Source organism: Xanthomonas sp. A1809, from assembly GCF_017746015.1.
GTDB classification, from domain to species: domain Bacteria; phylum Pseudomonadota; class Gammaproteobacteria; order Xanthomonadales; family Xanthomonadaceae; genus Xanthomonas; species Xanthomonas euvesicatoria.
The window spans coordinates 203,772-217,906 of the sequence record NZ_JAGHWZ010000007.1 but is presented as its reverse complement, the minus strand read 5'-3'; the positions used below and the strand labels follow the sequence as shown (position 1 = coordinate 217,906).

Annotated in this window: 13 protein-coding genes and 1 other RNA gene; 1 reads left to right on the top strand and 13 read right to left on the bottom strand. The window is 65.5% G+C overall.

Going from position 1 to position 14,135, the window contains the following annotated elements; genetic code table 11:
• Window positions 1–34: 34 nt before the first annotated feature.
• Window positions 35–1,249 carry a nucleotidyltransferase family protein gene (locus tag J7396_RS12200; protein ID WP_011347084.1) on the top strand — a complete coding sequence of 405 codons (1,215 nt, stop codon included), beginning with the start codon at window positions 35–37 and terminating at the stop codon, window positions 1,247–1,249.
• 15 nt (window positions 1,250–1,264) lie between these two features.
• On the opposite strand, the gene J7396_RS12195 is transcribed toward J7396_RS12200, so the two are convergent.
• The 13 genes from J7396_RS12195 to J7396_RS12135 all read right to left on the bottom strand — a co-directional run bounded on the left by J7396_RS12195 (window position 1,265) and on the right by J7396_RS12135 (window position 14,135).
• Window positions 1,265–1,341: non-coding RNA, sX9 sRNA (locus J7396_RS12195), on the bottom strand.
• 145 nt (window positions 1,342–1,486) lie between these two features.
• Window positions 1,487–2,608, bottom strand: a complete 1,122-nt coding sequence (locus tag J7396_RS12190) for a glycosyltransferase family 4 protein (RefSeq protein WP_008574982.1) — start codon at window positions 2,606–2,608, stop codon at window positions 1,487–1,489.
• Window positions 2,605–3,735, bottom strand: a complete 1,131-nt coding sequence (locus J7396_RS12185; protein ID WP_209261510.1) for a glycosyltransferase family 4 protein — start codon at window positions 3,733–3,735, stop codon at window positions 2,605–2,607. Before J7396_RS12185 ends, J7396_RS12190 begins: the two co-directional genes overlap by 4 nt.
• 124 nt (window positions 3,736–3,859) lie before the next feature.
• A complete protein-coding gene (locus J7396_RS12180) occupies window positions 3,860–4,558 on the bottom strand; it encodes a class I SAM-dependent methyltransferase (RefSeq protein WP_011347081.1) in 699 nt (232 codons plus the stop codon).
• Window positions 4,555–5,790: an amidohydrolase family protein gene (locus J7396_RS12175; RefSeq protein ID WP_122273559.1), complete on the bottom strand. Its 1,236-nt coding sequence runs from the start codon at window positions 5,788–5,790 to the stop codon at window positions 4,555–4,557. The genes J7396_RS12180 and J7396_RS12175 overlap by 4 nt, the downstream gene beginning before the upstream one ends.
• 12 nt (window positions 5,791–5,802) lie before the next feature.
• The gene (locus tag J7396_RS12170; RefSeq protein ID WP_011347079.1) at window positions 5,803–6,645 is read right to left on the bottom strand and encodes a class I SAM-dependent methyltransferase; all 843 of its coding nucleotides are present in this window, start codon (window positions 6,643–6,645) and stop codon (window positions 5,803–5,805) included.
• 283 nt (window positions 6,646–6,928) lie between these two features.
• Complete coding sequence (locus tag J7396_RS12165; RefSeq protein ID WP_029819194.1) at window positions 6,929–7,780, bottom strand: Wzz/FepE/Etk N-terminal domain-containing protein; 852 nt, start codon at window positions 7,778–7,780, stop codon at window positions 6,929–6,931.
• Between the two features lie 43 nt (window positions 7,781–7,823).
• Window positions 7,824–8,957, bottom strand: a complete 1,134-nt coding sequence (locus tag J7396_RS12160) for a hypothetical protein (protein ID WP_209261509.1) — start codon at window positions 8,955–8,957, stop codon at window positions 7,824–7,826.
• Window positions 8,954–9,904, bottom strand: coding sequence for a glycosyltransferase (locus J7396_RS12155; RefSeq protein ID WP_209261508.1), 951 nt, complete (start codon window positions 9,902–9,904; stop codon window positions 8,954–8,956). The genes J7396_RS12160 and J7396_RS12155 overlap by 4 nt, the downstream gene beginning before the upstream one ends.
• Entirely contained in the window at window positions 9,901–11,154 is a 1,254-nt protein-coding gene (locus J7396_RS12150) for an O-antigen translocase (RefSeq protein WP_209261507.1), read from the bottom strand. The genes J7396_RS12155 and J7396_RS12150 overlap by 4 nt, the downstream gene beginning before the upstream one ends.
• Window positions 11,151–12,275 carry a DegT/DnrJ/EryC1/StrS family aminotransferase gene (locus tag J7396_RS12145; protein ID WP_077708885.1) on the bottom strand — a complete coding sequence of 375 codons (1,125 nt, stop codon included), beginning with the start codon at window positions 12,273–12,275 and terminating at the stop codon, window positions 11,151–11,153. Before J7396_RS12145 ends, J7396_RS12150 begins: the two co-directional genes overlap by 4 nt.
• Window positions 12,263–13,174, bottom strand: a complete 912-nt coding sequence (locus J7396_RS12140) for a GNAT family N-acetyltransferase (protein WP_057681532.1) — start codon at window positions 13,172–13,174, stop codon at window positions 12,263–12,265. The genes J7396_RS12145 and J7396_RS12140 overlap by 13 nt, the downstream gene beginning before the upstream one ends.
• Before the next feature lie 7 nt (window positions 13,175–13,181).
• Window positions 13,182–14,135, bottom strand: a complete 954-nt coding sequence (locus J7396_RS12135; protein ID WP_209261506.1) for a hypothetical protein — start codon at window positions 14,133–14,135, stop codon at window positions 13,182–13,184.

Genomic DNA, 14,135 nt, shown 5'->3' with positions numbered 1-14,135 from the left:
TTCTATCGACACCTTGCCTGACCGGACCACGCGCATGCAGCCCTCCCTTCGCACCATCAAGCACCGCCTGCACACGGCGACCGAACGGCTGGCTCTGGAGCTGGCCCAGCCAGGCGATGCACTGCCGCAATGGGACCGGCTGCAGTGGCAGCTGGCGGCAGCGGCAGCGGCCGCGCACGGCGTTTCGCCGCTGTTGCAGCGCCGCTCGTTGTGGCAGAACGCCGAATGGAATGCCTTCCTGAGCGAACAGCGCAGCCATGTCGAAGACCGCCATCGGCGCATCGCGCTGCTGCTGACTCGTATCGATACCGCTGCCCGCAGCGTGGGCGTCGCGCTGGTGGGATTGAAAGGAACCGCTTTGCATCGACTGGGTGTGTATCTGCCTGGCGACCGCCCGATGGCCGATATCGATCTGCTGGTGGAACCCGACGACGCGCCTGCAGCGGCGGCGTTGTTGTGCGAACTGGGCTACGTCGCTTCTTTCGAGCAGTGGAAGCACCAGGTATTCAAGCCGCAGCACGGCGAGGCAGTGGCCGGGCTAGGCGAACACCGCGATGCGCCGATCAATATCGAGCTGCACACGCGCATCCAGGAACGTTTGCCGGTGAGCAGCGTGGAGATTACTGACCGAATCCGGCCGGAGCGGCCGCAACCGGGCTTGAATCCCTATCCATCGATCGGCGCATTGATGTGTCACTTGCTGCTGCATGCGGCAGGCGGCATCTGCCACCGCACCATTCGCCTGATGCATCTGCATGATCTTGCCTTGCTGGCAACGCGCATGGGCCCGCGCGATTGGGAGCAATTGTGGGAAGACAGCGCCATGCCGCCATGGTGGGCGTTGCCGCCACTGCTGTTGCTGCAGCGCTATTACCGCGCTGTGGTGCCGGCCGCGGTGATGGCGCGCCTGCATGCTGACTGTCCTGCGCTGCTGCGCATGCGAGCAGCCCGGCAAACGCTCACTGCCGCATCGTGCTCGAACCTGTGGCTATCGGCGCTGCCTGGCATCGAATGGTCGCGCTCGTTGGGCGAAGCGCGGCAGTATCTGCACAGCCGTGTGGTGCCTTCGGCAGAAAGCCGCAAGGAGCGCGCGGACATGCTGCAGACCCAGTTATGGCTGCAGGATCAGCCGTGGGTGCGCCAAACCCAGGCGCGCCGCCTGGTGACGCGCCTGACCAGACCGGTGCCGCGCACGGACATGTTGTACGTGGTGCGTGCGGCGCTGGATGGCTATCTGCAGCCGGCGTGAGGCTGCGCTAAGCGCGGCAACAAAAACGTAGCGAGCAGCGGTCAGGTGGGCGCGGAAGGCGCGCTCAGAACCGCAGCGTACGCGTGGCACATGCCGATTCCGAGCACCGGTGGCACCCGGCTGGCGGCTGCACAGTGGTTTTGTCAGCTGCCAAGGAGTTTTATATCCAGCACGCTCCTCGCTCAAGGCACGAGCGCACGAGATCACCGACGATAGCGCCCTGCCTTGCCGCGCACATCAACGCACTTCAGGCAGCGGCCGCTGCTCGCACAGCTGGCGATACAACTGCTCGAACAGGCGCGTGGTCAATGCAGCATCTTCGCGGACGGCGCGGCACTGCGCCGCCCAGGCAAGGCGCAAGCGCAGTTCGTCATCGCCGAGCACCTGGCGGATGGCCTCTGCCATTCCGGCCCAGTCGCCCGGCGGCACCGCCAATGCGCAGACAGGAGCCCACTCGACCAGATGCCCCACCGCAGTTCCCACCGTAGGAACCCCTGCAACGGCAGCTTCCAGCAGCACCAGCGGCCCGGCTTCGTGCAGCGAGGACAGCACCAGCAGATCGGCCGACAGCATGATCGGGCGCAACTCGCGCTGGGTCTTGAAGCCGAGAAAACGCACCTGTTGCTGCAAGCCGAGCTGCTGCACCAGGCGCTGCATGGCACCGCCCAATGTGTCGACGCCCACTATGTCCAGGGTGAAGGCAACGCCGGCGCGCTTGAGTGCGGCCATTGCCTGCAACAAGGTGGCCTGATCCTTGACCGGATTGAGGCTTGCCACATGCAGCAGGCGCGCGGTCGGCCCGGTACGGGCGCGCGGCGCTGCCGGCGGCCAGGCGCGCAGATCCACGCCCAGCGGTACGCGTTGCGCAGCAATGCCCAGTGCCTGCAGCGAAGCGATGATGGGCGCGCTGGCAGCCGTTACCTGGTCGGCAAGCCGCAGGATCACCGCCTCGCGCAGACGCCCTCGCCATCTGCGGCGGCCGCCGTAATCGATGCGATGCAAGGCCACCAACTCGCCGCCGGCGATATGCACCATGCTGGGACGGCGTAGCAGCTTGGCGGCAGTGACCGCGATCAAGCTGCAATAGCCGGAAAAAATCGCCTGAATCACAGCGAACGGTTCGCGCCGGTGCTCGTCGCAGATGGCGGCAATTGCGCGCAGCCGCGTCCGACGCGCGCCGATGTTGTGCACCGTGGCACCGCGCAGGCGCCAGATGCCCGGCTGCGGCTCTTGATGCAGCACGAACACGTGCACGTCATGGTTGCGTGCCAGCCACTCGATCAAGGTCAGGAACACCGGGATCACGCGGACTTCCCCGCTCCGATCCACACCACCTGGCACCACCAAGGCCAGCTTCATGCGGTGCGCTCCGGCGTGGTCGCGCGCAAGTGCGTATAAGCCTGCGCCCAGCGCCGGCCCACTGCGGCAAACGACAGGCGCGCGTCGAAATGGGCACGCACCTGTGCGCGCGAGGGGCGTTGCCGACTGACGCGCAGCAACAGTTCCGACAATGCCGATGCATCGCCGACCGGCCACAACTCGCCCACTGCGCCGTCATCGCTGAGCGCACGAAACGACGCAATGGCCGTCAGCAGCGGCAGGCAGCCGCAGGCATAGGCTTCCAGTGCGGCATAACCGCAACTTTCTGCATGGCTGGCAGAAACAAACAAATCCGCCGCACGCAGCAGCTCCTGCACGCGTGCGTGCTCGACCTTGCCGAGCAAGTGGACGCATCTGGCCAGCTGTGGATCGGCGCGCAGGCGCTGCTGCACCTGCGCTATCAGCGGCGCCTGGTCGAACACGCACCACAACCGCACACCGGGCAACAGAGGCGCAGCCATGGCCACTGCATCGAGCACACAGAGCGGGTCCTTGGCTGGACTGAAATGGCCGATCCACACCACACAAGGGTCACCGTGCACCCGCGTCTGCTCGCGTGCCTGCAATCGGTCGCCTGGGGTGAAGCGGCTGCTCGATTCGGGGATGGCATACAGCTGCGTGCTGCGGCGAAACAGGCGCGCACGCACGAACGGCCGCGCCAGCTCCAGCGAGGTGAACGCGATGCCGGCTGCGGCCGCGTAGCGTGCGCGCCACAGGCGCCTGGCCCACCAGCGTGGTGGCCGGTTGGCATGATCCTGCAGCAGGATCGGCAGCTGCGGCAGCAGGCGCGCCAGACGCCGCGCGTCGCCGGCGAATTCCAGACCATGTACATGCAGCACATCGGCATCGATCTCGTGCAGCAATGCGGCTAGCGTACCGGCGCGGACTGCGCTGCCACGCTGGTGCAGATCGACGAAGCGGTAATCCACGCCCTGGTGGCGCAACCTGGTGTTCAAGGCGGAGGCCTGGATCACCGACACCTGCACGCCAGCACTGGCGACAGCTTCGGCGATATCTGCCAACGTCGGCCATTGCGCGAACACCTGCTCCACGTTCAGGCCATCGGGCGTGGGAACCAGATTCAGCTGTGCGACGTGCAGGCTCATAGGGCCGGCAGCGCCTGGATGGCGATCGACGCAACGTCGCTGCTGCTTGCCGCTGCGACCGCAGCGTGCCGCTGACGGGCAGTAACCCACGCACAGACAGCCACTGCGGTGTGCAAGATCTTGCTCACGCGACCCGTCGCAGCCGTAGCACCAGCGCAACCGGCACCTGCAGCGCCATCTTGTCGAAACGTGCCCCGGCCGGGATATCCGCGGGATCCAGTATCGGCTCGGACACGGCTTCGATCGCGAACCCGAGTGCGGTGCATGCCGAATGCCAGTGGCTATAGAGATGCGGGGTGTGGCGGACCGCGTAGTGCTGCCCATCGGCCTTGAAGTCGCGCCGCCAGCCCAGCGCGTGGCCGATCGGGTGGACGTCGCTGCACAGCACGATGCCGCCGACGCGGGTGACGCGATGCAGTTCTTCCAGCGCCGGCCATAGCTGTTGCAGGTGCCCCACCACCAGACCGCACACGCTCAGGTCGGCCACCGTATCGGGCAACGGCAGATGATCCAGGCTGCCTTGTTGCAGAACGATGCGTGCGGCCGGCCAGTCCTGTGCGAGCTCGGTACCGGCACGGTGCAGCATCTGCGGCGACAGGTCGACACCGGTCACTTGCCGGGCCCCACGGTGCAGTGCGTGCAGCATGTAGCGGCCGCTGCCACAGCCGGCGTCCAGCACGTGCTGGCCCTGCAGGCTGGATGGCATCAGTGCGAGCATGGCGCGCTCTTCGGCCAGCATCACCGGGTTGTGCGCGTGCGGTGGATACGCCTGCGCCCACAGTGCGTAGGCAGCAGCGGGCTCGAGCACCGGCACTGCGCTCACGAAAGCGCTCCATTGGCAACCGGCGCATGGGTAACCTGCGCGGCGGCCTGCGCCGGCTGCTCCTGCGTTAAACGCTGAAGACCGGGTTCGAGCGCCAGCACCGCGGGGTCGGCCAGCGTGGCATCGAGCAATTTGGGCCGTCCGTCCAGCAACACCGGCACGGTCCGGATGCCGGCCGCGCCGAACCACGGCGCAAAATCCGGATCGGCGATGCGCGGCTTGCCATCGCGAATCACCGCACGCAAGTCGCTGCGCGTGCAACCGATGATGCTGCTGGCAGGTTCGCCGCCGCGGTCGCGCACGATCAACACATCTGCAGCGGCTCCAGGCGCGATCCGCCCACGCGTTGCCATGCGCAGGATACGCGCACAATCACTGGTGACCATGCCAAGCAGTTGGTCCGGTGCCAGTCCGCTCCGGCTGGCGACCTGCAGTTCTTCCAGCAGGTCGCGCGCGCCGCTGATGCGCGAATCGTTGCCCAGCGCCAGCCGGCCGGCCATGCACAAGCGCCACGGATCGAGCGTGCGGCCGAGCAGCGCCTGATTGCTGGACGGACACCACACCACGGCTGCGCCACGCGCGATCACGCGCTCGATATCCTGCTCACCCATGCCTACGCCGTGGATCAACACCGTGTTGGCGGCCAGGCAGCCGAGCCGGTCGAGTTCATCGAGCTCGGCACGCGCCACCGCATCGGTGCCTTCGGCCAGATGAATCATCCAGGGATGCGCTGGCAGGGTCGCGGCAAAGCTGCTTTGTACGGGCGGGCCGTAGCCTGTCCACCCCAATGCGTAGCTCCAGCCGAAGTCGCGCAGCAGGCTCACCGGGAAATTCGCTTCGTCCAGCGTGGCGTGCCATGGGTCGTGCTGGGCCACGCACGTGACGCCGGCCAACAGGTTCTTCAAACCGCCATGGCGCAACCGCACTGCCTTGGGCACACGCAGTGCGGCAGCCACGTCCGGATGCTGGAAATGCGCCTGAAATGCCTGGATCCACGCGTAGCTGTTGCGAAACGGCGCGGCCTGCGGCAGCGGCGGCACGCAGTTGACCTGCAGATGTTCGTGCGCATTGATCAGGCCCGGCGCCAGCACATGCCCTTGCAGATCCATGCGCACGGTGCCGGTGCCCAGCGTGCCGCCGAAGCGCCCCGCGCGGATCGTCACTGCGGCACGCGACGGACCGGCCTGGGTGATCGCACGTGCGCCTTGCAGGCAGACATCGGCCATGGCCATCGACTGCTCCACTCAGCGCTTGCGCATCACGATCAGAAAGTGATCGCCCATGTCGCGCAGCAGCGGCAGCCCGCCCCACCGGTCGTCGCAGCGCCCCAGGCGCTCGGACAGGCGTGGATTGCGTTCGCAAAACTCCACCAGATACGGCGGCGGCAGGAACAGGCTCAAGGCGCGGTAGCTGTCCAGGGCGAAGTGCGTTTCGAATGCACGGTAGAACTCGCGCGGCAGGTGGTACCAGGTCCAGATGGTGTGCCCATTCATGCCCACCGCAATTGCGCCTTTGGCGGCACGCACCGCCGCGCGCCTGAGGCGCCCACGCAAGGCGTAATGGCCGATTTCCCACGGGCAGATCCGCCCGATCACCGAAAACACCAAGCAGCCGTCCGGGCGCAGCAGGCGCGCGCACTGTGCGGCAACGGCCGGCAGATCGGGCGCGCAATTGAGCGGGCCGAAGTTGGAGTACATGCCATCGAAGCTGCCTTCCAGCCGATCGAGTTGCTGGATGCCGACATGCGCGGTGGTGAGGCGTTCTTGCAGGCCGTGCGTGGCAGCGCGATGGCGGGTGCGCTCGACCATGGCCGGCGACCAGTCGGTGGCCAGCACGGAATATCCGCGGCGCGCGAATTCGCCAGCATCCAGGCCGGTACCGCAGCCCAGATCGACCAGCCGCGACCCCACCGGCAACTCGCTCGCTACGGTGTCCCACAGCGTGGTGCGCATGCGCTGGATCAGCGCGTTGTTGCCGCGGGGACCATCGTAGTCGGGAGCAACGCTGTCGAAGGCACGTTGCGTTTCCAGCAGTTGCTCCGGCGCGACCGTGCCGCCCCGCGCCGCATGCTCACTGAGTGACGACATGCGCAGCCTCCCACACCCGTCCTATTGTTTTCACCACACACTCTCCGGTCGCAACGCCACCAATGCGGCATCGCTTGATAGACCCGTGAGTGCGCGATGTTGCCGGTTTGGTTGCAGCGCACTGGATGGTGGCCGAGCTGGCGCAGACAATCACACCCAAGATGCATGCATTGGCCAAACGCGCCGTATGCGATGCACGGTCTCGCTTTCGCTCGCGTATCACCCGGCGCCTGCTGCATGCGAAAACGCATTCCCCGGCCTGCGCCGAGGCACCACTGCAGCGTCACACACCGGCGTGTGCAGGAGTCCGCGCACGACGACGCACCGCATTGCGCAGCACCGCGGCCAGCACGCCCAGCCCTGCGCCGGCCAGCAGGCCGGCCGCCCAGGCGGTGATTGCGTTTGGATACGCCTGGCGGTCGGGCACGTACAGCGGCCACGCCAGCGAGGTCTGGTAGGTGTAGCGCGCGGTGAGCCGGGCGACGAGGTCGTCGCGCTCGCTCTTCAAGGCGCGAATCGTGGTGTTGCTGTCGGTGAGCAACACGCCCGCCAGCACCTGTGTCGGCGTGGCGGAAGCCCCTCCCTGCCCGGCCTGCAATTGCCGCTGCAGCTGCTCGCGATGGCTGGTGGCCGCGCGCAGATCCTCGCTCAAACCCTGCAGGCGGGCGCGCGCAAGATCGAGCGCAGCTGCATTGGTGTCACCGTGCAGTATCTGCAGTTGCGTCACGGTGGCCGTGGCCAGCGTGCGCGCCTGCTGCGCCGATTCAGCCCGGATGGTCACACCGATCAGATTGGCGTATGGGTCGGGGTCCGGCTTCAGGCTGCCGCGATACAGCTGCGCGGCGCGGCTATCGAGGGGCACCTGCGCCTGACGCAACACCGCATCCTGAAACAGCCGCGTTTTGATGCGATCGATCACGCGCTGAAACGGTTCGACCTTGGGGTCGCGGCCAGCAGGAGTCGGGCCGATTTCGCCAACCTGGATCCACGCGGTTGCCTCCCATTGCGGTTTGGCCAGGCGGGTGAAGGCGAAGGTCAGGCCCAGCACCACCACCAGCGCTGCCACTGCCCAGCGCCATTCCCGGCGCAGGATGCGCCACAGGTCGATCAGATAGATTTCGTCGTGTTGATTCATGGGCGTGGCTCTGCAACGGGGCGATGAATGATGTGCTGCCCGCTCACGCGGCAGACGGATGTGCGGACAGGCGATTGGGCAGCAGCACCGTGCAGGCATGCAGCACCAGGCACAGTGCGATAAAGCCGAAGTTGGTCCATGTGAACGCCTGCGGCGCGAAGGGCGACATCAGGCAGGCGTAGGCCATACGCAGGAAGATCAGCACATGGAAGATCGACAGCGAGCCATTGAGGCGGCGCACGCTCCAGACCAGCCCGGCGTACAGGGCCAACATTGCAAGCAAGGCACCGGCAGCGCCCCACGCCATCAAGAACGGAAAGAACTCGGTACCCACATTGATGTTGGGTGCATCCAGCGGAATGCTGGTCCCGGCGGTGGCAATCGAACCACTGAACGGCACCAGTTGATTGATCAGGAAACTGGCGTTGACGTAGCCCTTGGCCAACATCGCACCGAAGTTATACGGCCCTGCGCTGATGTAGAGCAGCAACCATTGCACGCCCTGCGGCATGGCACGGTAGAACGCGCTGAACGGCAACGCCACGGTGGCCAGGGAACCGGAGCGCAACGCGCCAAGGATCGAAAACACGCCACCGCCGGCCAGCACGAGCAGGCCGATGGTCTTCCACGGCAGCCGACGCGCCGGATCGCGCCGCAGCAGCATCACCAGCACGAACGAGAACAAGCCGGCGAAGATGCGGTTGCGATCGATCACCACGATCGGAAACACGAATCCCAACGTCACCATCGCCGCACGCAGCCCACGATGGCGTACGCACAGCAGGGCGATCGGCGGCAGGATCCAGCACATATTGGAGATGTGCCGCACGTGCGCACGCAACGCGCTCAAGGTGGCGTACGACGCCGGATCGCTGAACAACGGAATCGGAAACAGCACCAGGTCGGCGATGCAGAACACCGTCACCGCCGCGGCCAGTACCATCGCCAGGAATGCATCGCGGGTACCGGCGTAACGGTAGTGGCGAAAGCGCTCGACCGACGGCACCTGCGTGCGTAGCACCGTATCGAGCGAGAAGGTGGCCGCTGCCGCGAGCGCCAGCAGCACGATGCCTTCCAGGTAGCCATCGGGTAGCGCATAGGTCAGCCACGTCAGCGCGCAGCTGAGCAGCATCGGCACGGCCAGATATGTCGCCGGGCGGCGCAACAGCGTGCTCATGCAAGCTCCACCGCACGCGCAGTACGTTTCGGACGCCATCTGGCAGACAGCGACAACCATGCGTAGGCCACCAGATGCACAGCCACCCGGTGCGGCCGGCGCCGCAGGAATTCCACCTTGGCAGCGATGTAGCGCGCCTGCGCATGCAGCAGTGTGCGATCGGGCTCTTCGAATAACGGTGCGCAGCGCAACGCCACTTGCCGTGATTCGCGCAGGTTGGCGATGCGTGCCGGCACCTTTGCGGTCTTGCTGAGGTTGCTGCCATGCAAGCGGTAGGCGCATACCGGCAGATCGATGAAAGCCAGCGCATCGGCTGCAACCAGGCGCAGGAAAAAATCCCAGTCTTCGATTCGGAGCGACTCGTCCCACCCGCTGCGCGCGTCGAAGGCGCTGCGCCGCAGCAGCGTCACCGCTCCACTGACTGCCCACCGCCGTATCACCGCATGCCGGATGCCGGATTCGCAGCGATACAAGCCCTTGTCGACCTTATGCAGATCGCGCATGGCGCTGCCATGCAACAGTCGCCCATGCGCGTCGACCACGCAGGCATCGCCGATCACCGCAAGTTTTTGCGGATGTCCGCGCAGATAGCGCACCTGCGCGTCCAGCCCGCCGGGCAACAGATAATCGTCGCTTGCGCCAAGCCGCAGATACTCTCCCCGCGCACGCAAGGCCAGTTCATTGAGCGTGGCGGCAACTCCCCGATTCTCGCGTTGCACGAAGTGCACCGGTAGCCGATGCCCATGATCGCTGATCCATTGGCTGATCTTTTCGCCGGTGGCATCGCTGGAGCCATCGTCGATGATCACGATTTCCTTGCATGGATACGGATCTTCCAGGACGCTGTCCAGGCAGCGCTGTACGAAATACTCATGGTTGAACGCCGGAATCAGCACCGACACCAACGGCCAGCGTGCACGTGCCGATACAGGTGCCTGATCGTTCATGCCGCCCGCTCCAGGTAGCGCCGCACCACCACGATGTTGAACAACAGATACAGCACGTAGTTTGCTGCAAACGCGTACATCGCGCCGATCAGCCCGAACTGCGCGGTGAACACGTACACCAGCGCCAGATAGCTCGCTGCAAACACGCATTCGGAAATCACGAACAGCCGCGTCATCGCCTTGGCCACCATCACATACGACAGCACGAACGCCGCGATCTTGATCACATCGCCCAGCAGCTGCGGGCCGTACAAGGGCGCCGCCGCGGCGAATTGGGGATCAAACAGCAGCCGGGTCGCCCAATCGCGGCATACATACACGCCCAGCGCCGCCACGATCACCGCCGGCATGACATAGCGATATGCACTGCGCAGCTCGCTGCCCAGCCCCGCAGCGCCTTGCAGCGACGCCAATTTGGGCAGGTAGTACACGTTGATGGCGGTGGTGAAGAACAGCAGATAGGCATCGGAGACCCGGCTCACCGCCTGCCAGTAGCCCACTTGCCCCCAGCCGAATTGCAGCGCCAGATGATCGCGCACCAGGATGGTCGCCAGCTGCGGCACCAGTGTCGAGGTGAGCGTCATCAGCGAAAATGCCGCCAGCCGACGGGTCATCTCCGCATCGAAGCGCATCCGCCACATGGCAGGCTGAAAATAGGGGCTACGCCGCAGTGCCGGAACAGCAGCCAGCAGCCACAGTACCTGACCCAGGACCAGCGCCAGCAGCGCCCCGTATAGTTGCACTTGGCTGGAAAGCCACGCCACCAAGGCAACGCTCAGCACGGCGCCTGTCACTTGCACGAAGGCGAGCCGCCGCACGTCCATGAAGCCGTTGATCAGCGCCAGTATGTAGTTGAGCAATGCGATTCCCAGCTGCGCGATTGCCAACACGCAGATCAGCGGACGGTAGCTCGCATCGCCCAGCAGGCGCTCAGCAATGGCTCCACTGAACGCCATCGCCAGCAGCGCGATCACGCAGGCCGCGCAGAATGCGTACAAGAGCGCCGCACTCAGCAAGCGCGCCAACGCGGGCGCATCGTCGCGGTACTGCGCTACATGCTTGACGACGCCGGCACTGATGCCGCCACCGGCCAATACCGCCAGCACCGACATCAGGTTGAGGAACTGGCCAAGCCGGCCCACGCCCTGCGGCCCGGCGTAGACGGCGACCAGCTTGACCACCACCAACGCCGCCAGCAGCTTGGCCAGCGTCGCAACGCCGGTGTAGGCGCTGCTGCGCACGAGATTCATGTGTCGCTGCCGAACGATTGACAGGCCGCGATCACGTGCGCAACCGCTGCATCGTCCAGCGCCGGCCCCATGGGCAGGCTCAGTACTTCCCGATGCAGCTGTTCGCTCAGCGGCAGGCACGCCTCGCCCAGGGTGGCGTATGCCGGCTGCCGATGCGGCGGCACCGGATAATGAATCTGCGTGTGGATGCCCTGCCGCAACAGATGTGCCTGCAAGGCATCGCGCTGCGGGCTGCGTACCACGAACAGATGCCAGACGTGCTGCTGCTCTGCCACCGGCGCAGGCAGCACGATCAGCGGGTTGCAGATGCCGTGCAGATACCGCTGTGCCACTGCACGCCGCAGCGCGATTTCGTCCTCCAGATAGCCCAGCTTGACGCGCAGGAAAGCAGCCTGCATTTCATCCAGACGCGAGTTCACCCCCTGGCAGAGATGGTGATACTTCACTTCCGAGCCATAGTTGCGCAGCGCGCGAATGCACTCGGCCAGACGTGCATCCGACGTCGTGACTGCGCCGCCATCGCCCAGTGCACCCAGGTTCTTGGTCGGGAAAAAGCTAAATGCCGCCGCATCGCCGAAGGCACCGGCGCGCCGCCCCTGTGCGCGTGCCCCGTGCGCTTGCGCGGCATCCTCGATCAGCAGCAGGCCGTAGCGATGGGCCAGGGTCTGTAGAGCCTGCATCTGGGCCAATTGCCCATACAGGTGCACTGCCATGATGGCGCGCGTGCGTGGCCCGATCGCCTTCTCCACCCTTGCCGGGTCGATGTTGAAAGTGACCGGGTCCGGCTCGACCGGCACCAGCACCAGATGGTTCTGGCTGATCGCCAGGAATGTCGCGATGAAGGTGTTGGCCGGCACGATGATTTCGTCGCCTTCGCGCAAGACCCCCAGCTCACGATAGCCGCGCAGGATCAACGCCAACGCATCCAGCCCATTGCCCACGCCGACTGCATGCGTGGTGCCGCAATAACTGGCGAATTCGGCTTCGAACGCGGCCAGCTCTTGACCGAGCACATACCAGCCGGCATCGATCACGCGTGCCGCTGCGAGTTTGAGTTCATCCGCATAGCGCGCATTGACTGCACGCAAATCCAGGAAAGGCACATCCATTACATCAACCATCGATAGACATCCTGCACCACGGCGCGCGCGCCGAAGCGTTCCTTTTGTTCCACCAGGCCTTCGTTGAGCACCTGCCCGCCCTGTTCGGTGGAGATACCGAAACTGAAATATTCGCGCTGCGCATAGACATCGGTAATCAGGTCGGCCAGCAGCAGGCTCAACGCATCCAGCTGGCGCCCCTGTTCGGAGACCGCCAGGTATTGGGTATGCACGCAGCGGCCGAAGTCGAAGACCAATGCGGCTGCGACCAGTTGTCCATCAGCGCGCGCTTCATGCAACACGATCTGCTGCGCGAACCGGCGTTGCAGCAGTTGAAGCTCATCCAGCCGGTGCGTCGGTGCCACGCCATGCCGCTGCAGCACCTGGGTCAGCAGCGCATGGAATCCATCGAGCTGGGTCCCGCGCTGGATCTGCACGCCGGCCTTGCGCGCCTTGGCAATGGAACGCCGCCGCTCGGTGCTTAATGCAGGCCGCTCGCGTAGTGCAATCACCGACGACAAGTCGCGCCGGCACAGCTGCGCGCCAAGCCGATGCAGTGCGTAGAGCTCTTCCTCGGCCGGGTACGCATGGAAGATATGCGGCACCGGCTTGTAGATGACCTCGCGCACGCCAAGCGCGCGGTAGTGCGCGGCAATCTGCTCGAACACCTGCAAGGTGGCGCCGGCACGTAGCGCCATCGACGACAGCAGCCCGGCATAGGTGAGCCCGGCGTGGCTGCTGACGCAACTGCCCCGCACATTGGCCGGGAGTACTGCCACCACCGTGTCCCTACGTTGGACCAGCAGGGACGCATCCACAAAGCGCTCGGCGTGATAGTCCATATAGTCACGCCGATGCAGCAGATTGCCATTGCGCGATGACGCCACCAGGGCATCCCATGCGGACGCATCGCCCGGCATGTAAGACCTAACCGAAAACATGGTCGCCCTGTAACGCAACCGGCAACGCCGCCTCTGCCAGGCCGAAGCCTGCCTGCCCCATCGCGTTGCCGTTGTAGAACATCAACAGGCGCTGGCCGTGCTGAATCAAGGCGGGGTAGCACAGCGTTTGCGCATCCCAGCCGTCATCGGACAATGCAAGCCCCAACTGGCGGTCGTCGCGTTCCCAGTGCACCCCATCGCCACTGAAGGCGATGCCGGGAAAGTAGCCGCCCTGAAGGTCGCCACGGGTGAAATACATCAGATAGCGCTCGCCAAGCCGGTACACGCGCGGACGCCCGATACGGTATTCGTCGCCGCGTGGACGCAGGCACACAGCATCGTCGGCGGGGATGCAACGCAGGTCGTCGGTCTGGGCGTAGCGGATGTGGTAACGCGGATATGGCTGGCCGCCGATCGTTTCCCAGTCATCGCCCACCGCGTACCACAACCGCCAGCGGCCCTCTTCGTAGCGTGCCGAATGCACTGCGGCAATCGTGCTGCGACCGGGGGCACGATCGAGCAGCGGCGTCTCCTGCCGACGCTGGAAGCTCTCGCCCCCGTCGCAGGAGACCGCCAGACCGGTGAAGGCGAGGAACTTGGCCTTGGCCACGCGCTGGAAGCCGACATAGAACAGGTACAGCCCATCCGGCCCGGCCACCACATCGCCCAGGATCATGCCGCTGTCGTCGAAACAACCGTCACGGCCGATGTCGAGCACCGGCTGCTTGCTGACGCCGACGATCTGCGTTGGCGCATCGGCGCGCACATCCACGTAGCCGATCCGGCTCACGCCCTGCGCATCGCGAAAGCCGGCGTACACCCGCAGCACCTGAGCAGACAGGCGATGCGGTGTTGGCGTCAGTGCGGCATGGTGCATCCAGCCGCCCACCCCGTGGCGTGCGACGTCGAACACCAGTCCGCGCTTGTTCCAGGCGAACAC